The 20,866-nt window shown below is 73.7% G+C and carries 20 protein-coding genes and 2 pseudogenes; 8 read left to right on the forward strand and 14 right to left on the reverse strand.

The features are described 5' to 3' along the window. Positions 1–454: 454 nt before the first annotated feature. The 6 genes and pseudogenes from ACSHWO_RS02325 to ACSHWO_RS02350 all read right to left on the reverse strand — a co-directional run. A pseudogene (locus tag ACSHWO_RS02325) lies at positions 455–3,235 on the reverse strand (ATP-binding protein); the annotation flags it as partial. A 169-nt stretch (positions 3,236–3,404) separates the two neighbouring features. Next, positions 3,405–4,058: a CE1759 family FMN reductase gene (locus ACSHWO_RS02330; protein WP_385839569.1), complete on the reverse strand. Its 654-nt coding sequence runs from the start codon at positions 4,056–4,058 to the stop codon at positions 3,405–3,407. Continuing rightward, positions 4,055–5,155, reverse strand: a complete 1,101-nt coding sequence (locus tag ACSHWO_RS02335; protein WP_438309837.1) for an LLM class flavin-dependent oxidoreductase — start codon at positions 5,153–5,155, stop codon at positions 4,055–4,057. The genes ACSHWO_RS02330 and ACSHWO_RS02335 overlap by 4 nt, the downstream gene beginning before the upstream one ends. A gap of 769 nt (positions 5,156–5,924) precedes the next feature. Further along, the gene (locus tag ACSHWO_RS02340; RefSeq protein WP_438309838.1) at positions 5,925–6,587 is read right to left on the reverse strand and encodes a hypothetical protein; all 663 of its coding nucleotides are present in this window, start codon (positions 6,585–6,587) and stop codon (positions 5,925–5,927) included. 349 nt (positions 6,588–6,936) lie between these two features. Continuing rightward, positions 6,937–7,428: a hypothetical protein gene (locus ACSHWO_RS02345; RefSeq protein WP_438309839.1), complete on the reverse strand. Its 492-nt coding sequence runs from the start codon at positions 7,426–7,428 to the stop codon at positions 6,937–6,939. Between the two features lie 324 nt (positions 7,429–7,752). Then, complete coding sequence (locus ACSHWO_RS02350) at positions 7,753–8,730, reverse strand: alpha/beta hydrolase (protein WP_385839566.1); 978 nt, start codon at positions 8,728–8,730, stop codon at positions 7,753–7,755. A 363-nt stretch (positions 8,731–9,093) separates the two neighbouring features. Between ACSHWO_RS02350 and ACSHWO_RS02355 the strand changes: the two genes are divergently transcribed. Genes ACSHWO_RS02355 through ACSHWO_RS02365 form a run of 3 tightly spaced genes read left to right on the forward strand, consistent with a single transcriptional unit; the run spans position 9,094 to position 11,195 of the window. Further along, entirely contained in the window at positions 9,094–9,966 is an 873-nt protein-coding gene (locus ACSHWO_RS02355) for a heavy metal-binding domain-containing protein (protein ID WP_438309840.1), read from the forward strand. 1 nt (position 9,967) lies between these two features. After that, the gene (locus ACSHWO_RS02360) at positions 9,968–10,810 is read left to right on the forward strand and encodes a heavy metal-binding domain-containing protein (protein ID WP_438309841.1); all 843 of its coding nucleotides are present in this window, start codon (positions 9,968–9,970) and stop codon (positions 10,808–10,810) included. After that, positions 10,803–11,195 (forward strand): hypothetical protein, encoded by a 393-nt coding sequence (locus ACSHWO_RS02365; protein ID WP_385839563.1) that lies wholly within the window; start codon positions 10,803–10,805, stop codon positions 11,193–11,195. Before ACSHWO_RS02360 ends, ACSHWO_RS02365 begins: the two co-directional genes overlap by 8 nt. A 43-nt stretch (positions 11,196–11,238) precedes the next feature. On the opposite strand, the gene ACSHWO_RS02370 is transcribed toward ACSHWO_RS02365, so the two are convergent. The 5 genes and pseudogenes from ACSHWO_RS02370 to ACSHWO_RS02390 form a co-directional block, all read right to left on the reverse strand. After that, on the reverse strand, positions 11,239–11,772 hold the full coding sequence (locus ACSHWO_RS02370) for an HD domain-containing protein (protein ID WP_438318871.1): 534 nt from the start codon (positions 11,770–11,772) through the stop codon (positions 11,239–11,241). Positions 11,773–12,052: 280 nt separating this feature from the next. Continuing rightward, positions 12,053–13,174 (reverse strand): nucleotide disphospho-sugar-binding domain-containing protein, encoded by a 1,122-nt coding sequence (locus tag ACSHWO_RS02375; protein WP_385839560.1) that lies wholly within the window; start codon positions 13,172–13,174, stop codon positions 12,053–12,055. A 200-nt stretch (positions 13,175–13,374) separates the two neighbouring features. After that, a complete protein-coding gene (locus ACSHWO_RS02380) occupies positions 13,375–14,577 on the reverse strand; it encodes an erythromycin esterase family protein (RefSeq protein ID WP_438309842.1) in 1,203 nt (400 codons plus the stop codon). Between the two features lie 72 nt (positions 14,578–14,649). Then, positions 14,650–15,006, reverse strand: coding sequence for a hypothetical protein (locus ACSHWO_RS02385; protein WP_438309844.1), 357 nt, complete (start codon positions 15,004–15,006; stop codon positions 14,650–14,652). Between the two features lie 108 nt (positions 15,007–15,114). Then, a pseudogene (locus ACSHWO_RS02390) lies at positions 15,115–15,606 on the reverse strand (beta-ketoacyl synthase N-terminal-like domain-containing protein); the annotation flags it as partial. Positions 15,607–15,644: 38 nt separating this feature from the next. Between ACSHWO_RS02390 and ACSHWO_RS02395 the strand changes: the two are divergent. From ACSHWO_RS02395 to ACSHWO_RS02405, 3 genes are all read left to right on the forward strand, one after another. After that, a complete protein-coding gene (locus ACSHWO_RS02395; RefSeq protein WP_385839558.1) occupies positions 15,645–15,872 on the forward strand; it encodes an ArsR/SmtB family transcription factor in 228 nt (75 codons plus the stop codon). Between the two features lie 82 nt (positions 15,873–15,954). Further along, a complete protein-coding gene (locus ACSHWO_RS02400) occupies positions 15,955–16,365 on the forward strand; it encodes an SRPBCC family protein (protein WP_438309845.1) in 411 nt (136 codons plus the stop codon). A 1,008-nt stretch (positions 16,366–17,373) separates the two neighbouring features. After that, the gene (locus tag ACSHWO_RS02405) at positions 17,374–17,598 is read left to right on the forward strand and encodes a hypothetical protein (protein ID WP_385839556.1); all 225 of its coding nucleotides are present in this window, start codon (positions 17,374–17,376) and stop codon (positions 17,596–17,598) included. A gap of 34 nt (positions 17,599–17,632) precedes the next feature. Here ACSHWO_RS02405 and ACSHWO_RS02410 read toward each other — a convergent pair whose 3' ends face one another. The 3 genes from ACSHWO_RS02410 to ACSHWO_RS02420 form a co-directional block, all read right to left on the reverse strand. Then, positions 17,633–17,968, reverse strand: coding sequence for a hypothetical protein (locus ACSHWO_RS02410; protein ID WP_385839555.1), 336 nt, complete (start codon positions 17,966–17,968; stop codon positions 17,633–17,635). An 85-nt stretch (positions 17,969–18,053) separates the two neighbouring features. Continuing rightward, entirely contained in the window at positions 18,054–19,133 is a 1,080-nt protein-coding gene (locus ACSHWO_RS02415; RefSeq protein WP_385839554.1) for an MBL fold metallo-hydrolase, read from the reverse strand. Between the two features lie 161 nt (positions 19,134–19,294). Next, complete coding sequence (locus ACSHWO_RS02420) at positions 19,295–19,819, reverse strand: MepB family protein (RefSeq protein WP_438309846.1); 525 nt, start codon at positions 19,817–19,819, stop codon at positions 19,295–19,297. A 78-nt stretch (positions 19,820–19,897) separates the two neighbouring features. Here ACSHWO_RS02420 and ACSHWO_RS02425 point away from each other — a divergent pair, with 78 nt between their 5' ends. Both ACSHWO_RS02425 and ACSHWO_RS02430 read left to right on the forward strand, forming a co-directional pair. Next, positions 19,898–20,392 carry a MarR family winged helix-turn-helix transcriptional regulator gene (locus tag ACSHWO_RS02425; protein ID WP_438309847.1) on the forward strand — a complete coding sequence of 165 codons (495 nt, stop codon included), beginning with the start codon at positions 19,898–19,900 and terminating at the stop codon, positions 20,390–20,392. Next, positions 20,389–20,856, forward strand: coding sequence for a MarR family transcriptional regulator (locus ACSHWO_RS02430; protein WP_438309848.1), 468 nt, complete (start codon positions 20,389–20,391; stop codon positions 20,854–20,856). The genes ACSHWO_RS02425 and ACSHWO_RS02430 overlap by 4 nt, the downstream gene beginning before the upstream one ends. Positions 20,857–20,866: the final 10 nt, after the last annotated feature.

Genomic DNA, 20,866 nt, shown 5'->3' on the forward strand with positions numbered 1-20,866 from the left:
CCTCCTCGTAGCGGCCGGGGCCCAGCACTTCGCGGGTGGCGTCCGGGATCGCGCCGACGGCGGCCTGCTCCGGGACGGAACGCGGGTGGCCCGCACGCCATGCGGTGGCCGCCGCAAGGGCCCGTACGGCCGGTGCGGCGCGGCCGGACCGGGCCAGCATGACGGCCGCGGTGTCCGCGAGCGAGGCGAGGATGCGCTCCGCGCAGTGCGCGGCGACGGCCGAGGCAAGGGCCGGGCCGATGGCGGCGAGGCCCGCCTCCGGGCCTGCTTCGCGGCTGATCAGCGCGGCGTCGATGTTGTCGAGGCCGGCGGTGAGCTGCGGGGGCGCCGAGAACCGTTCGGATGCGGCCCGGGCCAGCTCGTACGCCTCCCGGGCCCGCCCGAGGTCCCCGCGGACGAGGGCGAGCAGGCTCGACAGCATGCCGGCGTAGGCCCGGACGTCGTACACCCCGCCGTACTGGTCGACTTCTCGGGCCGCCTCCGCCAGCAGCCGCTCGGCGCCGGCGAAGTCCCCCGCGCAGAAGGCGGTCTCGGCGATCCGCGCCACCGTGAAGGGCGCTTCCATATGGGCGCCGACCTCGCGGGCGAGGCGCAGGCACTCCTCGTACTCGGCTCGGGCCAGGTCGTAGCGGCCGCGGGAGAGCGCGACCTCGCCGGCGGCGCTCGCCACCTGGGCGCGGGTCCAGCGGTCGCCGACCCGGTGGGCGATCTCGTGCAGTTCGGCGAGGTCGGCGTCGACGGTGGACAGGCCGCCGGTGAGGTCGATGGCCAGGTGGGTGCGGAGCAGGAGGGCGACGGCCAGTTCCCAGTCGTCGCCGTGGCGGCGGCAGTTGCCGACCGTCTCGTCGAGCCCCTCGCGCATGTCGAGCACGTTGCCGGTGAGGAGGGTGGTCATCGGCCACAGCATGCCGGGGAAGCGGGCGGTCTCGGGGCCCTCGGCCCGGAAGACCTCCCGGATGCGGGCGGCGAGGGCGACGTTCTCGGGGGTGCGGAAGTCTTCGGGGGCCTGGCCTTCGGCGAGCAGGAAGACGTGGAGCATGCGCAGGCGCATGAAGCGCCAGTACGCGGGAGTGCCCTCGGGCGGCTCCGCGGAGAGGGTCTCCAGGACCCGGCCGGCCCACTGCGCCCCCTCGGCGCGGTAGTTGCGCAGCCACCAGAACCAGCCGAGGGCGAGGGCGAACCGCTGGCCGGTCTCGCCGCTCCCGGTGGCGCCGATCCCGGTGGCGCCGGTCCCGGTGGTGTGCCGGAGGGCTGCGCGGAGGTTGTCGAGCTCGGTCTCGGTGCGCCGGATCCAGCGGAGCTGGGCGGCGCCGCGCAGGAGGGGCTCGGTCTCCTCGGCGAGGGCCAGGAAGTGCGCGGCGTGGCGGTCGGCGGCGGCGTGGCGGTCGGCGGCGTGCGCGCCCGCGCGTTCGGCGGCGTACTCGTGGATCGTTTCGAGCATGCGGTAGCGCATGCCGTGGCCGTCGGGGTCGGGGGTGGCGACGACGAGGGACTTGTCGACCAGGGAGCCGAGGAGGTCGGCGACGTCCAGGGCGCCGCCCGTACCGTCGGGGCCGTCGTAGCCGTCGCTGCAGACGGCCTCGGCGGCCGGGAGTTCGCAGCCGCCGGCGAAGACGGAGAGGCGGCGCAGGACGGTGCGTTCCGCGTCGTCGAGCAGGTCCCAGGACCAGTCGACGACGGCGCGCAGGGTCTGCTGGCGCGGCAGGACGGTACGGGCGCCGCTGGTCAGGAGGCGGAAGCGGTCGTCGAGGCGGTCGGCTATCTGGCGCGGGGTCAGCAGCCGCAACCGGGCCGCGGCCAACTCGATGGCGAGCGGGAGCCCGTCGAGGCGGTCGCATATCTCGGCGACGGCGGCCGGGTCCTCGTCGGGGCTGAAGCCCGGGCGGACGGCGGCGGCCCGGTCCGCGAAGAGGCGGTGCGCGGGGTCGGGCGGGAGGGGGTCCACGGGGCGGAGCGTTTCGCCGGGCACCCCGAGGGGTTCGCGGCTGGTGGCCAGGATCCGGACCCCCGGGCAGTGGGTCAGGAGGAGCTCGGAGAGCTCGGCGGCCGCGCCGATGACGTGCTCGCAGTTGTCGAGGACGATCAACAGGCGGCGGTCGGCACACAGTTCGACGAGCCGGGCGGCGGGGTCCTCGGCGGCGGACTTCTCGCGGGCCACGAGGGTGTTCTCGCGCAGCCCGAGGGCGCTGAGGACGGCGCCAGGGACGGCGGCGGGCTGGTCGAGGCGGGCGAGTTCGACCAGCCAGCCGGGCTCGGGGTGGGCGGCGGCCGCCTGCTCGGCGAGTCGGGTCTTCCCGGAACCGCCCGGTCCGGTGAGGGTGATGAGGCGGAGGCGGGCCAGGTCGGCCTGGAGGGCGGCGAGTTCCGGCTCGCGTCCGACGAAGGAGTTCAGCCGGGGCCGGAGGTTCCCGCCCGCGGGGGCGGCGGGGGCGGGGTGCCCTGCGGCCGGGACCGCGGCAGCCGGGACCGCAGGCACCGTGGCCGGCGGGCGCAGCAGTTCGGCGTGGAGGGCGGCGAGTTCGGGGCCCGGGTCGGTGCCGAGGGCGTCGGCGAGGGTCCGGCGGGCTTGCTCGTACGCGGCGAGGGCGTCGGCGGTGCGGCCGGCTGCCCGCAGGGCGCGCAGCTGCTGGCCTCGCAGGGTCTCGTCGTACGGGCTCCCCTGGATCAGCGCCTCGATGTCGGGCAGCAGCCCCGCCGGATCGGCGTGGCCGGAGCGGAGGTCGGCCTCGATCCGGTCGCGCAGGGCGGCGGCGCGGTAGGCCTCCGGGGCGGCGGCGTGGTCGCGGCGGACGGGTTCCGGGAGGTCGGCGAGGGCCGGGCCGCGCCACAGGGCGAGGGCCGAACGGAGGATCTCTGCGGCGCGGGCGGGGTCTGCGGGCGCCTGGGTGAGCCGGACGCGCCCTTCACGGGCGAGCCGGGTGAAACGGTGCAGGTCGACGTCGTCCTGGCTGGCGACGGCGAGGCGGTAGCCGCCGGCGGGATCGGCCACCACGGTGTCCCGTCCGCCGAGGGCCCTGCGGAGCCGGGCGACGAGCGCCTGGAGGGCGGCCGGGGCGTCCCTGGGCGGGTCGTCGTCCCACACCTCGTCGACGAGGTCGGCGACGGAGGCGGCGGCCGGCCCGCCGGCCCGCAGCGCGAGTGCGGCGAGGAGTGCGCGCAGGCGGGCGCCGCCGATGACGCGGGGGGCGCCGGTGTCGTCGCGTGCTTCGGTGACGCCGAGGATGAGGTACTGCACCGGCCAATTCTGCGTGTTGCCCGACCGGTGCCGCCACCGGCTTTCGCCCCGGGCGCCCGCCCCGACGGGGCGGCCCACGGAGGGGTCGGCGCGGCGGGGACGGTCGGGCGGGCCGGGGTCCCGGCCCGGTCGCAACCGGCCCCGCTGCGGCTACGGGGCCCCTGCGCGGCTACGGGGCCCGGAGCGCGGCCAGCCGCTGCTCGAACGGCACCACCTCGAAGCCGTCCGCCGGGTCCACCGACGTGATCGCCCCCGTCAGCGAACGGGGTGCGATCGCGGCGGCGGTGTCGACGTCCGGGGCGCCGTCCCACGCGGCGGGCGCCATGAAGCGCGCCAGCTCCGCGCCGGCACGGGCGATGCGCTGGGCCAGCCCTTCCTCGCCCCAGTCCTCCGAGGCCGCGTACACGGCGGTCGGCAGGACGAGCGCGCGCAGGTAGGTGAACAACGGGCGCAGCGCGTGCTCGGTGACCAGGGAGTGCCGGGCCGTGCCGCCGGTCGCGCCGAGGAGCACCGGCTTCCCGGTGAGGGCGTCCTTGTCGATGACGTCGAAGAAGGACTTGAACAGGCCGCTGTACGACGCCGCGAACACCGGGGTCACGGCGATCAGGCCGTCCGCGGCCGCCACCGCGTCGAGCGCGGCGGCCAGGCGGGCGGACGGGAAGCCGGTGACGAAGTGCTGGGCGATCTCCGTCGCCAGGTCCCGCAGTTCGATCACCTCGGGCTCGGCGTCCACGTGCTGCAGCGTCGCGGCCGTGAGCCGGTCGGCGAGCAGCCGCGTCGAGGAGGGCGAACTCAGTCCCGCCGATACGATGACGAGCTTCATGCCTGCGTCTTCTCCTTCGGGGTGTCGTGGGCCGCCGCCACGCGAGCGGAGTGCGTCGGTGCGTCCGGCACGCCGGCCGGGCGCAGGCTCGCGAACTCCTTGCGCAGCACCGGCACGACCTCCTCGCCGAGCAGGTCGAGCTGCTCCAGGACGGTCTTCAGGGGCAGGCCCGCGTGGTCCATGAGGAAGAGCTGGCGCTGGTAGTCGCCGGCGTAGTCCCGGAAGGACAGGGTCCGCTCGATGACCTGCTGCGGCGAGCCCACGGTCAACGGCGTCTGGGAGGTGAAGTCCTCCAGGGACGGGCCGTGGCCGTACACCGGCGCGTTGTCGAAGTAGGGGCGGAACTCGCGTACCGCGTCCTGCGAGTTCTTGCGCATGAACACCTGGCCGCCGAGGCCAACGATGGCCTGTTCGGGGGTGCCGTGGCCGTAGTGGGCGTAGCGCTGCCGGTAGAGGTTCACCATCTGCTTGGTGTGGGAGGCCGGCCAGAAGATGTTGTTGTGGAAGAAGCCGTCGCCGTAGTACGCGGCCTGCTCGGCGATCTCGGGCGAGCGGATGGAGCCGTGCCAGACGAAGGGCGCGACGCCGTCCAGCGGGCGCGGGGTCGAGGTGAAGGACTGCAGAGACGTACGGAACTTGCCCTTCCAGGTGACGACGTCCTCGTCCCACAGTCGGCGCAACAGGGCGTAGTTCTCGATGGCGAGGTCGATGCCGTCGCGGATGTCCTTGCCGAACCAGGGGTAGACCGGGCCGGTGTTGCCGCGGCCCATCATCAGGTCGACGCGGCCGTCCGCGACGTGCTGGAGCATCGCGAAGTCCTCGGCGATCTTCACCGGGTCGTTCGTGGTGATCAGCGTCGTGGACGTGGACAGGATCAGCTTCTCGGTGCGCGCGGCGACGTAGCCGAGCATGGTCGTCGGCGAGGAGGGGACGAACGGCGGGTTGTGGTGCTCGCCGGTGGCGAAGACGTCGAGGCCGACCTCCTCGGCCTTCTGGGCGATGGCGAGCATCGCCTTGATCCGCTCGTGCTCACCGGGCACGCGTCCGGTCGTCGGATCAGCCGTGACGTCACCGACGGTGAAGATCCCGAACTGCATGGCTCCCCTTCCCAAACTGGTTTACGGTTCAACTATACCCGGGAACGGGGGGTGCACCCGAGGTATTCCCGCCCGTGGGCGTACAGGCGGACCGACCGCGTGGTCGACGCCCTCGGACAGTGACCTATCAACCCCGGACCGGCAGCAGCACACCGTCGCCCGCTGTCTGTCACCTCCACGCCCCGGATCCGGACACCGCGGCGCGGCGGCCGGAGCCGAGGGGAAGGGGCTCAGGGCGGGGGCCGGGGTGGCGGAAGGACCGGTCCCGCCGCCCGGGCGGACGCGGTCTCGGGGACGGCTCGCGGCGGCACGACACCTGCGGGGCGAAGGTCGGCGGCGGTGCCCGGGGCGGCGGCTCGACGGGCGGGGCCTGCTCCACCGGGGCCGGCGGCCCACTACGCCGAGTAGTCACGGCGGCGACGCCGCTCATCATCCCGCCCACGGCTGAGACGGCCGCCACCGAGCGCTCGCCCATTCGACCGTGGCGTCAGGCGCCTGGAGGACATACGGACGCTCCGCCTCGCTCGTCGCGGGCGGAGGGGGCGGCCCCGGCCGATCCACGTCCGCGCCCACCTGGACCGCGCCGCCGGAAGCAGATCCGGACACGGCGCTGACCGTGTGATCGAGATCCCGGGGCTCGACGACGGGCGGCTGAAGGCGATCGAGCCGGCCGAGCTGCCCTGCGCACCACAAGGGGAAAACGCCGGGTGCCACGGCGGGGACGGCATGCCCCGCCGTGGCACCTGCGGCCTCGCGTCAGCCCGCCCGCTCAGCCCACGCGCTCGATGCGCGCCCGCCGGATCAGGTTCTTGCCCGGCTCCCGCACCTGCTCGAAGGCCGCGTCGTTCAACAGCGCACAACTACCCGACGGACCGCTCACCGTCACCGTCGTCGCCTTGCCGTTGTCGAGGTTCGTCACCTTCAGCTTCGTCCCCACCGGGAACGTCCCACTACTCGCCGCCGGCGCACCCGCCTCGCCCGACAACGTCACCGTCGACCCCTTGCACACGACCTCCCCGCTGGCCGGCGGCACCTGCACACCCGCCGCACCGGGAGCACCGGCCGCCGCACCAGCCGGCGCGTCAGGACCCGACACCCGCTCGATGCGCGCCCGCCGGATCAGGTTCTTGCCCGGCTCCCGCACCTGCTCGAAGGCCGCGTCGTTCAACAGCGCACAACTACCCGACGGACCGCTCACCGTCACCGTCGTCGCCTTGCCGTTGTCGAGGTTCGTCACCTTCAGCTTCGTCCCCACCGGGAACGTCCCACTACTCGCCGCCGGCGCACCCGCCTCGCCCGACAACGTCACCGTCGACCCCTTGCACACGACCTCGGCGACGGCGGCGTTGCCGGTCGCCATCGTGGCAACGGCCCCTGCGACCGCCATCGTTCCCGCGACCACAGAGAGCACGAGCTTCTTCTTCAGACTCATCGTCCGCTTCCTGGACACTGACACTCCTCGATCGATGGACCTCCCACCTCCACGCCCTGGATACGGCCGGCACCGCTCGCGAGTTCAGCCCGGTTCGGCCCCGTCGCCGCCCCACGCGTTCGGGCATGAGGAGCCTCTGGGCGCTCCGCGGGCACACCGCGCAGCCCCCGGCTTCTCGATGACACACAAAAAGGCAGGTCACAGCCCCGGATCCGTCAGGGGGCGCCGTGCACGCGGCGCTCACACCCGCGGTTCGGACCACGCCGGGGGCAGCGAGTCCGCAGACAGCCTTAAGGTCCCGTTGATCTGCCCTTAACCAACCCGGCGCGGCGGACCGCAGACCACGGGGTCACTTGCAGAAGACCTCTTCGGCCGCGGCCGCGCCCTTCTTCCAGCCCTCGGAGAACGCGTCGTTCGCCGATGCCGGGGGCTTGGCGCCGCAGTCGGCCTTCACCGCGTCCCAGCCCGAGGTGACTCCGGCCTTGTACGAGGTGCCGGGTGTGACGGCGGGCGCCGGTCCTCCGGTGCACGCCGTGGTGCGGCCGCCCTGTGTCACCGCGTACCTGTCGTCCGGCTTGCTGCCGATCCGGAAGGCGCCGCCGGTCGGAACGTCGAAGGACGTGGTGGCTGCGCTCGGCGAGGACAACAGGGCCCGTCCCGACGTGAACCCCTCCCCCGAGATGCTCACCCGCCCCGCCGAGTCGGCGGCGGACACGGTGCAGGTGGCGGCAGGCGCGACGCGGGACTGGGCGGACGCCGCTGCCGTCGGCACCGCAACGGGCGCCGAGACGCCCAGGGCGATCAGAGCGGCAGCCGCGCTGGTGCGCGCACGTCGGTGCATGGCACTTCTCCTCGTCAGGGCTCCTGGTCGAAGCGGAGGCTGATGGCCCGGTCACACCGCGGGCGTGTGCGCCACCGCGGTCGCGCGCCCGGCAGGGTCCGCAACCGCCGGAGTCGCCGGCGGGCGCGTACTGCCTGATGCCGCCTTCGCGCTGAACGGCCGCAACGGCCGTAACCGCTCCATGGTCCCCCGCCGGTTCCGGAATGTCGACCGCACGGGCCCAAGGCGACCGGCGTCGAGCCGGAGGAACGCGGCCGGCGAACACGCTGGGCATCCGCCGCATCGTGTTCGCCGTCGACGACGCCGAGGACGTCCCCCGGGTCGTCAGCTGCCCGAAAGGGCCCGACGCAGCGTGGACACGGCCAGGTCGATCGCGGCCTGGGCGCCGCGCGTCTCCCGCAGGGCGTTGAGCATCACGAAGTCGTGGATGACGCCCTGGCAGCGGACCGCGGCGACGGGGACGCCGGCGGTGCGCAGCTTGTTCGCGTACGCCTCGCCCTCGTCGCGCAGGACGTCGGCCTCGGCTGTGATGACCAGCGCGGGCGGGAGCCCGGCGAGCTGCTCCGTGGTGGCGCGCAGCGGGGACGCGGTGATCAGGGCGCGTTCGGCCGCGTCGGTCGTGTACTGGTCCCAGAACCACTGCATGCCGTCGCGGCGCAGGAAGTAGCCCTCGGCGAACTGGTGGTAGGAGCCGGTGTCGAAGGAGGCGTCGGTGACCGGGTAGAAGAGGACCTGGTGGGCCAGCGGCAGGCCGCCGCGTTCCTTGGCCATGAGGGTCAGGGCGATGCTCATGTTGCCGCCGACGGAGTCACCGGCCACGGCGATCCGGGCGGCGTCCAGGTGGTGGGCGGCACCGTCGGTGACGACCCAGCGGGCCACCGTCCAGTTCTGCTCGATGGCCACGGGGTAGCGGTGCTCGGGCGAGAGGCCGTACTCCGGGAAGACGACGGCCGCCCCGGAGCCCACGGCGAGCTCGCGTACGAGCCGGTCGTGGGTGTGGGCGTTGCCGAACACCCAGCCCGCACCGTGGATGTAGATCACCACGGGAAGCTCCGCTCCCGCCGTGCCGGCAGGGCGGACGATCCGGGCGCGGACCGAGCCGGTGGGCCCGCCGGGCACGGTCACCCACTCCTCGTCCACCTCGGGCTTGGCGATCTCGCCGGACTGGACCTCGTCGACCGCTTTGCGGCCCTCGGACGGCGGCATGTCGAACAGGAACGGCGGCTTCGCGGAGTCGCCGGCGAATGCGGCCGCGGCCGCTTCCAGGACGGGCGTGACGGGTACGGGTGCGGCTTCGGTCATGATCCGACTCCTCGCGTGGTCGACGGCGTGGGTGTGCGCCCCGGAGGGACGGCGGTCGGACCGCGCGCCGCCGCGGGGGCCGACTGGTTCGCCCCTATGCGTACGGCCTCGGCCCGGGGCGCACGACCCGTCACGCGCACAGGGGGCGACGCATCCCCCGCACGGGCTACGCGCAGGGCCCACCGCACGAGTGATGCGCTTCCTCCGCCACCCCCGAGGGAGCCGGTGGAGCGTGGACCGCACACCGACCCGGCGCGACTCGGCGGGTGTCGGGACCCGCACCCAACGGGACCGCTGAGCAGCTCCGTTGGAGATGGTGATCACCGTATGATTGCGGGGAGCGAACCGACGGCAGGGGGGCCTATGACATTCCGATGGGACGCCGGTCCGGCGCCCGCCGCCGACGGCGGGGCGGCAGCCCCCCGGTCCGGGGGCGCCTGGGACTCGACGCTGTCGGCCGAGGAGTTCGCGGCGGTCACGGGCGCCGGTTTCGACCCGGTCGGGCAGGTGCTCGGCACGGCCGTCTTCGACCGCGGGTACGGCGGCCTCTGGGGCTGCCCGGGCGCGTGGTCGGTCGCGGACGGCAGGAAGGTGCCGTCCTCGGCGTGGGACGCGTCCTTCTCGACGCTGGTGAGGACGGTGTACGCGGCGCGCGGGCTGGCGGTCTCCCGCGCGGTGGCCGAGTGCCGGGCGCTCGGCGGCGACGGGATCGTCGGGGTGGGGTTGCGGTTCGAGGAGTTCCCCTCGGGTGGAACCGAGTTCACCGTGCTGGGCACCGCGGTCCGGGCCCGCTCCCGCATCCGGCCGCGCGCGCCCTTCACGTCACACCTGAGCGGCCTGGACTTCGCCAAGCTCCTCCACGCGGGATGGGTTCCGACGGGACTCGCCTTCGGCCTCGCCGTCGAAGCACGGCACGACGACTGGCGGACCAACCGCCGCAAGCCCTGGACCGCCGAGAACCAGGAGGTCGAGGGCCACACCCGGCTGCTCGACCACGTCCGCCACAGTGCCCGGCGGCAACTGGCCCTCGAAGCGGCGAAGCACGGTGGCGAGGGGGTGGTGGTGAGCGAGGCGGAGCTCCAGGTGAGGGAGATCGAGTGCCCCAACTTCGGGTACGCGCGCGACTTCAGGGTCGAAGCAGCCTTCACCGGCACCGCCGTCGCCCGGTTCGGTCGCTCCGAGCGACCCGCCGGCCCCCGGCCACTGACCATCATGAGACTGGAGCGCGAGCGCTGACATGAGCGATCGAACAGGACAGGTGCGGGCCGCGGAGGGCGTGCCCGAGGACGCGATGCGGCGACTCGCGCAGCTTCGGCCGAGCGAGAAGCACTCGCTCTTCACGTCCGACCTGACGGTGAACGAGTTCCTGCTGGTGCGCGAGGCCGGCTTCCGCCCGCTCGGCCTGGTCCTCGGTTCCTCGGTCTACCACGTGGGCTTCCAGCTCGGCCGGTGGTCGAAGAACCAGGAGCTCACCAAGCTGTCGCAGGCCATGTACCACGCGCGCGAGCTGGCGATGGGCCGGATGGAGGCGGAGGCGAGCGCCCTGGGGGCGGACGGGGTCGTGGGGGTGCGGCTGGACATCGAGTTCAAGGAGTTCGGCTCGGACATCGCCGAGTTCATCGCCGTCGGCACGGCGGTGAAGGCGGACGGCGCGGACCCGGGGCCGGGCGGGACATGGCTCAACAACAAGGGGAAGCCGTTCACCTCGGACCTGTCCGGCCAGGACTTCTGGACCCTGGTCCGGGCCGGATACGCGCCGCTGGACATGGTGATGGGGTCGTGCGTCTACCACGTGGCGCACCAGCGCTTCGCGCAGGTGCTGAGCAACGCCGGCCGCAACGTCGAGATCGAACCGTTCACCCAGGCGCTCTACGATGCGCGGGAGCTGGCGATGAGCCGCATGCAGGCGGAGGCGCAGGCCCTGGAGGCCGAGGGGATCGTGGCGGTCCAGCTGAGGCAGCACTCGCACTCCTGGGGGTCGCACACCACGGAGTTCTTCGCCATCGGCACGGCGGTGCGCCCCCTGCGCGACGACCACGTCATCGACCGGCCGACGATGGTGATGAGCCTCGATGCCTGAGCGGGACGTGGCGTCGCTGGCCGCCGCGTTGCGTCGGGACAGCGCGGACCTGGACCTGTACGTCGGCGTGCTGTCGGCGAACCTGGCGGACTCGCTACCGGCCGGCGCCGTACGGGTCGCGCGCCGCCGTTCCGTGGCGGACCGGCTCGCCGGGCGCGAGGGCGCGGTCGCCGAGGTGGACGTCGTCCTCGGGGAGCAGCGGCTGTCGCTGAGGGTGGACCGGGGGCGGGTGACCGGCGAGATCAGCCACGAGGTCCGGGGCATCGTGCTGTCCCGGCGCCCGGTGGGCGTGGACGAGTGGATCGACGCCCTGGCCCGGTCCCTGGCCGAGGAGGCGGCTTCGAACGCCCGCGCCCGCGAGGCCATCGAGCGCTTGCTGACCTGACCGCGGCCGACCCCGCCCGCCGGCCGTGCGGACACGCGCCCGGTCAGGGGTGCACCGGGAACGCCGACTGGAAGGCCAGGCGGTGGCCGGCGTCCGCCCCGAGCCGGGCGAGCAGGTCGTCGAGCGCGAGGTACTCCTCCCAGGGCTCCCGCCGTGTCGCCGCGGCCAGGGCCTTGACGAGCCTGTCCTCCAGTTCCGGGACGCGTTTGTCCTTCCACACCTTGTCGGCCGTGCTCACCAGGAGGTCCTCCACCGTCACCGCGGGGTCGTCCCAGCAGGCGTGGGTGGCGGCGAACCGGGCCAGGGCGGGCGGGAAGCCGCGGCGCAGAAGGAGGTCACGGCCGGCTTCCTCGTGTGCCGAGCCGGGCCCGGCGAGCTCCTCGGGGTGCAGGGTCTTGCCCACGTCATGCGTCGCCGCACCGAAGAGCACGCCGTCGCGGTCCACTGCCAGGTCCGGGTAGCGGTGGCACGCGTCAAGGTATCCATGGGCATCGTGGTCATCCCGCAGACGGTACGCGCACTGGCGGTCATCATTCGTCCTTCCCACCCGGTGCACGTCCACCTCGTCGACTTCCAGGTGCTGAAGGGGTAGTCGATCGGCGCGGCCGCCTACCAGGCGGACCACGAGAGGCAAAGGACACCGTCAAGTCCGCCGACGGACACGATCGCGTCGATCCCGAAGAGCGGTACCGAGTATCCGGTGGAACCTGGTGCGCCCGTGGACGGTCGTCGCTCCCGGCGAACGGGGCGGCGGCAACGGCCCGGGCCCGTCCTTCGCCCCGGCGGCGGGCCGGTCGGCCCGCGGGGTGTGCTCCCGCGGACCGTCCGTCGGTCGTCTGCCGTGTGTCGGGCGGCCGTCAGGCGACGGTCAGGGCCTCCAGGGCCGGGACCGTTTCGGCCGGGCTCGGCAGGGCGTCGTTCTCCGCCCGGAGGCGGCCGGCGGCCTCGCGCAGGGCCGGGTCGGTGATGAGGCGGGTGAGGAGCGCGGCGTCCACCTCGTCGGAGGCGGAGCGGAGGGCGGCGCCGGTTGCGGTGAGGGCGTCGGCGTTGGTGAAGTGGTCGGCGCCCTGCGGCAGCAGGAGCTGGGGCAGGCCGGCCTGCAGGGCGGTGAGCAGGGTGCCGGAGCCGCCGTGGTGGATCAGCGCGTCGGAGGTGGTCAGCAGCTCGGCGAGCGGAACCCAGGGCAGCGGGCGGACGTTGTCCGGGAGGGTGCCGAGCGGGGCGAGGTCGGCGTCGCCCACGGCCAGCAGGAACTCGGCGTCCACCGAGGCCGCGGCCTCGGTCAGGCGGACGATGGCGCGGACGCCGTCCATCTCGGTGAGCACGGTGCCCAGGGTGATCGCGACACGCGGGCGGTCGCCGCGACGGAGCAGCTCGGCGGGGACGGTTCCGCCTCCGTTGTAAGGGAGGTAGCGCATCCGCAGGCCGCCCGGGTCCCCGCCGAGCGAGGCGGGGACGATGTCCAGCGCGGTGGGTGTGGCGGGGCCGGCGACCCCGTACGTCTCGTACGCCTCGGTGAAGTTGGCGGCGAGCCGGCGGACCATGTCGAGGCCGGAGGTGACGCCGAAGTTCTGGACCACCGAAGGGATCTTGAGCTTGGCCGCGACCAGCGGGGCGGAGGCCTGGAAGGAGTCGTAGACCAGCAGGTCGGCGCCCCAGTTCTCGGCGGCCGCCAGCAGGCCGTCCACGGTGGAACGGGACAGGAGCGCGAAGCCGTGGGCCGCCCGGTCGAGGATCTGGTCCGAGGTCATGTCGGGGGCGACGTAGCGCACCTCCTCACCGGTGGACTGCTCGAACACCTCCCGGATCGAACGGCCGTCGCCGATCTCGACGATCGGGAAACCGGCTTCGCGGAGCCGGTCCAACGGCTGCGAGCCCGCGAACAGCACCTCGTGACCGGCGGCGCGCAGCGCCTGTGCGGTGGGGATCATCGGGAAGAGGTGGCCGGCCGCTGCCGGTCCGGTGAAGAGTATGCGCACGTTGTCTCCTTGCCAATGGACTGCCGGTCCGGGACGGGCCGTGCGGGCCCGTCCCGGTTCCCTTCGTTGAACTGGCAGGAAGGCAGGCTGTGTTCCCTCCGGAGCGTCGATAATCGGACGTTCTGGCCTGCGGGATGCGCGGGTCAGCGGTGTCAGGCCGTGTACGTCTTGTCCCGGCCCCGCTCGCCGCGCCGGGGCCGTCAGCTCCGGACGACGTCCTTGACGAACACGAGACCGTCGACGTCCGCCAGGTGGGCCGGGTCGAAGGGGGCGTAGCCGAACCAGGGGGACACGCGGGGCGCGGGGCGCGCATCGCCGAGGGCGGTGGCGAGCCGCCGGGCGTCGATGACGTGGTGGCTCTCCGGGAGCGCGTACAGGAGGCCTTCGAGGGTGTCCGGCGGGGGCGTGTCCACGCCCTGGTGCCGGAGGGTTCCGAGGACCGTGGCGACGAACGCGTACTGCGTGCCGAGCCGGGCGCTCACCAGCGCACCGGCGCTCCACCACCGGAGCGGTCTCCCGCCCATCCGCATCGTGCTCCTCTCGCGCTGGAGGTGGGCGTTGTGGGAGTGGACGAGTGCGGGGCCGCGGTCGGCGAGGGCGAGGAGGTTTCGGGCCATCATCTGGTCCCGGACGCCGACGAGCCGGGTCATGCGGGCGGGTGAGGTGTCGGCCATCCAGGAGTGGTAGCGCAGCAGGCCGGTGGCGGTGCGCGCGTAGAGGCGCGCCCGGTCCCAGTCGTCCCGGGAGGTCGCGGCGAGCAGGTGCGGCGTGTGTTCGTCGAGCAGGGACGACAGGTCGTCGGCGAGCAGGCGCAGCCGGCCGGCCTCGTCGGACCGTCCCGCGGACCGGGAGGGGTCCCGCATCGCGGCGGGATCGGTCCACCGTTCGTCGGGGCCGAGCAGCAGGTCGAGTGCTTCCGCGGTGCAGGGGAGCAGCTCCGCGTCGACGTGGAGCGCGAGGTAGCCGTGGAGTGCGGTGAGGGCCTGGCGCGGGCTCGCGGCGGCGGTGATCTCCAGCGGGCCGTCGAAACCGGCGAAGCGGAGCCGTTCGGACGCGGGCCTGCCTTCGTTGTGGGCGCGCATCCAGCGCACGAGCTCGCGGTTGGCCGCGGAGGTGCCCCAGCCGTGGCTGATTCCGTGCTCCACGACCTCGTCGAGGTTGCCCGCGCCGGTGGTGACGTAGTCGTCCACGGCCAGGGCCGCCATGCAGTCGCTCTCGATGGCGATCGTCCGGTAGCCCTCCTGCTCGACGAGCTGTCGGAAGAGCTGGTTGCGGAGGTCCAGGAGGGCGTCCTCGCCGTGGGTGGGCTCGCCCAGGGCGAGCAGGCGGGGCCGGGTCGGGAGGAGCCCCATGACGGCGGCAGCGTCGGCGGTACGGGCCGTGTCCTTGATGTCGGTAGCCATGCCCTCAACGGTATCGTTGAAGCCTCGGTTGAAACTTTTCTGCGCTTTCGGCGGCTGGGAGGGACGGAACCCTCAAGTACGGGCTGCCTCGGCCGGCCGGCCGGCCGGCCGCGCGGGGGACCGCCGCCGCTGCCACGTTCGCGGCGTGCGGCCGAAGGAGTTGGCCGGTGCCGCCGACCACCGGCCCGTGCGCACCTCCCCCGCCACCACGTCCGGCTCGACGTGCGGATCGAGTTCGTCCAGGTTTCGCGTGGGCGGCACGGCACCGTCCCTGAGTGCGAGCAGCGCGGCCAGCGCGCCGACGGCTCCGGACGCACCGAGCATGTGGCCTGTCATCGACTTGGTGGCCGTCGGCGTCGGAGGCGGTGACGTGGTGGGCGCGGGAGCTGGCGGCGTTGCCCGCCAGCGCACCGTACGTGCGCGCGCCACGGGCCCGGGCGAACTCCGGGCGTTCGAGGACCGTCATCCCGGCGCCTTCGCCCATGACGAAGCCCGACCTGCGGCGGTCGTACGGACGGGACACCGACTCGGGGTCCTCGGACGCGGTGGCGAGTGTGCCTTCATCTGGGCGAAGGCGGCGAGGGTGAAGGGGTGCAGGCATGCCTCCACCCCTCCGGCGACGACCACGTCGACACGTCCGCTGCGGATCAGGTCCTGGCCGAGGGCGAGGGCTTCGGCCCCGGAAGCGCAGGCGCTGACCGGCGTCCGGGCGCCGCCCCGCGCACCCAGGTCCATGCTCACCCAGGCGGCCGGGCCGTTGGGCCTGAGCATCGGAGCCGTGAACGGGGAGAGCCGGCGCACCCCCGCCCGCTCGTGGATGTCGTCCTGCGCCAGCGTGGTGAGGACGCCGCCGGTTCCGGTGCCGATGACCACGGCGAAGCGTTCCGGCTCCACCGGAGGGGCGCCGGCGTCCCGCCATGCCTCGCGTGCGCTCAGCACGGCGAGTTGCTCGCCCCGGTCCAGCTTCCTCGCCTCGGCGCGCGGGAGCAGCGACGCGGGGTCCACCGGGAGTCCGGCCGCGACGTGCACGGGCAACGCGTCGGATTCTCCCGACGCATACTGACGTCATGCCCACCGACGTATTCGGCGTACTGGCCAACCCGGTGCGTCGCAGACTGCTCGAGAGCCTGCGCGAGGGCCCTCGCTCCACGGGCGAGCTGGCCGGGTTGTTCGAGCTCGGGAGGCCCGCGGTCTCCGAGCACCTGGCCGTGCTCCGCACCGCCGGACTGGTGCGCGAGGAGCCGCGCGGCCGGCACCGCTTCCACCACCTCGACCTGCCCGGCTGGTCGAGGTGAGCGAGTGGCTGCACCCGTTCGAGCACTACTGGAAGCAGCGCCTGGACGCGCTGTCCGATCTCCTGGACGAGGAAGCCGAGACATGACCGAGAACGACACGATCACCTGTGAGAAGTTCCTCCCGCACCCCCCGGCGGCGGTGTGGCGGGCCCTCACCGACCCCGAGCTGCACGCGCGCTGGTGGGCCGCCGGGGACGTCAAGCCCGTCGTCGGGCACCGTTTCACCCTCGACATGGGCGCCTTCGGCCACCAGTCCTGCGAGGTGACCGAGGTGGACGGCGAGCGGCAGCTGGCCTACCGGTTCGCCGAGGGCACGCTCGACACCACCGTCACGTGGACGCTGCACCCCGAAGGCACGGGCACCCGGCTCACCCTCACCCACGCCGGCTTCGACCTCGGCACACCGATGGGCCGACAGGCGTACGAGGGAATGGGCAGGGGTTGGCCCCACGTACTGGAGCGGCTCGACGCAGCCCTGGCCGGGACCGTCTGACGCCCGCCCGCGCGCCCACGACTCCTCATCCCCGCACCGCAGCGGCGCACGCCAGCAGCGCAGCGGGCGCATGCTCCGGCGCAGGCACCGCCCGGCAAACCCGACCCCCTCTCCCCCGCGGCCGGCTACGCGGCTGCGATCCGGGCCATGGTGCGAGGCGACGATTCGCCCGCGAACTGGCGAGGTGCGGCCTCCGCCGCCGTCCGCGTTCCCCTCGTTCGACCTGTATGCCACCGGCATGGCCGAGCGCTACCTGGAAACCGCCGCCAACAGGTCGGCCCGGACCGGTTCGCCGGGTTCTGGGGAGCGGGGACCGCAGCCGCCGCTGGGCGCGGCGGTCCGCAGGACCTCTCGCCCACCCATCTCGAAGTGGCGGGCGCTGGTCCACATGTGACTGACCGGAGCCTGGCCGCGCCCGGCGCCGGCCACGCACGCGGAGCTGCGCCGCGAGATGGCCAACGAGGAGTTCGTCGTCGCCCCCGAGGCGTACGTCGAGGGCCGGGCGAGGTCCGCCCGGACTGGGTGTTCGCGCCGGAGCTGCACCCCCTGCTCGGGTCCACCATCGGCCGGCAGCTACAACTCCAGCTCGCCGTCGCGCAGTCGGCGAACCCCGCCCACCGGGTCACCGTCGACCCCCGCTACCGCGACGCCATGGGCAACCTCCGCCCCGTCATCACCTACATGGCCTTCGCCATCCCCACCGTGCTCGAACTGCGCGACCGGGCCGAGCAGCTCTACCGCAACCCACACTCCGACCCGGCCCATGCCGCCCGGGGGCGTTTCCCAGCGCCACCTTCGAACTCGCCCAGCAGCAGTCCGACGCGGTCGGCGAGGAGGTCGAGCGCAACGTCCGGGCGACCGCGCTGTCCGCCCCGGCCTCCGGGTCCGGCGCTGAGGGCGGGCAAGTCGCCCGCATGCCGGAGCCGTTCGCGGGCAGACGCGTCGACAGGAAGCCGTTCAGCACACCGACGCGGCCCTGCGCCGGATCCCGGACGAGGAGGCACACGCATGCGCGGCATAGGCGGCTGCATCGCCCTGATCCTGGTGGGAGCGATCCTCACCTTCGCGAGTGACTGGGAGATGGAAGGCATCAACCTCGACGTCGTCGGGTTGCTCATGATGGGCGTGGGCGTCCTGGGTCTGGCCGTGTACGCGAGCGTCCTGCGCAGGCGCCGGGTCTCGGCGGCCCTGCCCGTGGTCGACGAGACCCGCGACCGGACCGACCTGATCTGACGGGATCCGGTCGGGGCGGGCGGCGCACCACCGCCTACAGCTCGGGTCGGTGCTCGGGCTGGAGGACGAGGAGCCACTCGTCGCCGCGGGTCTCGACGGCGAAGCCGGCGTTGCGGAACGCCGCGGCGAGGGCCAGGCCGAAGGCTTGGCGGAGGCCGGGCAGGTCCTTGCGGCCGACGGTGCGGCTGCGGCGCGGGCCCCGCCGCCGGACCCGTACGCTGCGGATCTCCTCGGGCATCCAACCGACCATCACGCCGCGGGCGTGCTGCACCGTGTGGACGCCTTCCGCGCCTTCCGCGCTCTCGGCGAACCCGGCCTCCTTCAGCACGTCGCGGACCGCGGCCAGAAACCGTCTTTCCTGATCAGTCACGGACCGCACTGTAGACCCCCGCCTCCCTGCCCGGCCGGGCGCGCCCGTCGGGCAGCGCCTCGTGTCGGCCTCGGCGGGGCGACGGCTAGGTGCGGTCACCCGTGTCGGGCCCGGTGCCGGTCGGTGCGGGGTTGTCCAGGGCGGGCCGGGACCAGGGGGCGTCGACGTCGTCGGACTCCGGTCGCAGCCCGAGTTCGCGGAGCTCGTTGACCGCCATCATGGCGGTGAAGAGCGGGTTCGGGTTGGCGCCCCCGATCCGCAGGTCGGCGAGGGTTTCCGCGTAGCGGGTGGTGAAGGGGCTCGGCCGGACCCGGATGCTCTCCCCGGTGAGTCTGAGTGCCGCCGCCTGCAGGGCCGTGGCCTGGTCCACCAGCCCGTCGAGGTGGGACACCACGTCGGCCCCGCGGCGCACGGTGAACGTGTGCCCGTCGGTGAGGAAGGCGGCCTCGCCCTCCTCGAAGAGGTGGGCGACGGAGCCGAGGACGGTCTGGATCTTCAGCTGGTCGGCGTCGACCATGGCACCGCAGGCTCCGTTGCCCTCGTCGGACAGGTGCAGGACGCCGCAGTCGCTCAGGTACACGATCACGTGGCCGGCGCAGTGGCCCTGGCTCCGGAGCACGCGGACGGCGCCGTCGGCGAAGGTCCAGCCGGTGAAGCGAAGCGAGCCGATCCGGATCCGTTCGAGCGGCCGCTCCTCGTACGTCCGGGTCGTCGCGCCGAAGGGCCGCAGGGGTTGGAACAGCGAGACCACCTTGTCGGCGGTCGCCGCGGGCGGTGCGGGCAGCGGCGCCCACCCGGCGATGCGGTCGAAGGACCGCACCCAGTACCCGATCGGGTCCCGCATCTGGTCGAGGTCGGGGGCGGGGACGTAGTGCTCGACCGGCACGCCCAGTTCGTCGGCCAGGTCGTTGTTGCCGACGTGGTCCAGATGGCCGTGCGTGGTGAGCACCAGGGCCCGGGCCCACGGCCCGACCCGGTCGGCTGCCTCGCGCAGTGCCGTCCGGAAGGCCGCCGTGACGCCGGTGTCCACCATCACCAGGGTGTCGCCGACGCGGTGTACGAGGGCGTTGCCGACGTCCGGCCGACCGTGCTCCACGTCCAGTTCCTGCCCGAGGACCAGTACGGTCCGGTCGTCGATCTCGATCGGGTCACCGAGCGCGGTCATGGATCCTCCCGCCGTCCCGCCGTCTCGTCCGGATGCGGCTCGCGGCGGAGCCGTGGGGGACGAGGCCCCTGCCGACGAGCCTACGCCGGACCGCCCGCGCTGTCCCCGGGGCGCCGCCGGACCGGGCCTTCCGCCCGGCCCACCCGGCGTGCACGCGGCGCCTACGGGTGGTAGAGGGCGTGGACGCGCTCCCGGTCGGCGGGTCCGCCCCCGCCGATGTGGAAGAAGTGGTCCACCTGCCAGGCCCGGGTGCTGGCCGCCTGGCGGCTGGTCGTGGTCACCCACGGCGGATAGACGCGGAACCCGCGCTTGCCGCCTGCACCGTTGCGGGACACGATGCCGCGCTCGCACAGCACCTCACGCGGGAAGACGAACTGCCCGAAGCCGTCGTCGTCGCGGCTGCTGACGACGAAGAGGTCCACCCCGTCGTCGGCGTCGAAGGGCCGGATCGGCCCCTCCTCGGACCGCTGCCACACGGTGACGAACTGGCCCGCCTTCGTCGGCGTGGTCCTGGCCGCGCGGAACCGGACCGAGCGGCCGTCCAGCGTGAACGCGCACGCCGCGTACTCGGCGCTCTCCGGTTCCGGCACGGGCGGGGAGCACGTGAAGCCGCTCGGGTCGTACACCAGCGCCTTCGCTTCCAACAGGTCACCGTGGAGCCCGGTCCACGGCCGATTCGTCACCATGGCCCCATCCTGCCATCACCGTCGCCGCAGCCCGCCAAATAGCAGCCATGGACATAATAGCCATGTACTCTATTCGCCATGAGCAAGGGTTCTCCGGGTCCCGGTCCCGGATTTCTGGTGTGGCGGCTCGCCAACAAGTGGCGCGTCGCGGTCGATCGTGCGGTGGGCCCACTGGGCCTCACCCACGCGCAGTACTCGCTGGTCGCGTCGCTCTACGGGATGCAGCGCGCCGGTGAGCGGCCGAGTCAGCGCCGGCTCGCCGACCACACCGGCCTGGAGGCGCTGTACGTCTCGAAGCTGGCGCGCGCCCTGGAGTCGGCCGGCCTGGTCGAGCGGGCCCGCGACCCCCGCGACCCGCGGGCCGTGCAACTGGCCCTCACCGAGCGGGGCCAGGCCGTCACGCGGGAGGCCGTCGGGGTGGTCCGGGAACTCCTCCAGGACCTGCTGGAGCCGCTCGGCGGTCCGGACGCACCGCGCACGCGCACGTTCACCGACGAACTGGCGATCCTGCTCGACGCACCTCTCGCTCCATCCGTTCCGAATAACGAGAGCACCCAGGGGAGAACACCATGACCAGCACCGCCACCTCTGTCTCCGCCGCCGCCCCCCTCGCCGACGCCCGCGCCCTCGGCCTGGCCCACTACGCCGCCCGCGGCGTCCTCGAACACCTCCTGGCCCGGCACGGCATCACCTTCCAGCAACAGATCGTCCTGCGCGCCGCCGTCACCGCCGAAGCCCCGCAGACGGTGGAGGACCTCATCGACCGGGTGCACGGGTCCCTCAAGGCCGATCCGGCCGATGTGCGCGCCACTGTCGACGCGTTGCTGGCCGAGGAGCTGCTGCTCGTCGCGGACGGCGGGCGGATTCTCCCCACGGACGCGGGGCGCGAGCTGCTCGCCGCCGTCGGCGCCGAGACCGCCCCCGTGACCGCCCGCATCTGGGGCGGGATACCCACCGAGGACCTGGCCGCCGCCGGTCGCGTCCTCGCCCTCGTCGCCGAACGTGCGAACGCCGAGCTCGCGGCGCGGACCGCCTGACCACCGCGCG

The organism is Streptomyces pallidus (ex Mingjun et al. 2026), assembly GCF_051550185.1.
Classification (GTDB): domain Bacteria; phylum Actinomycetota; class Actinomycetes; order Streptomycetales; family Streptomycetaceae; genus Streptomyces.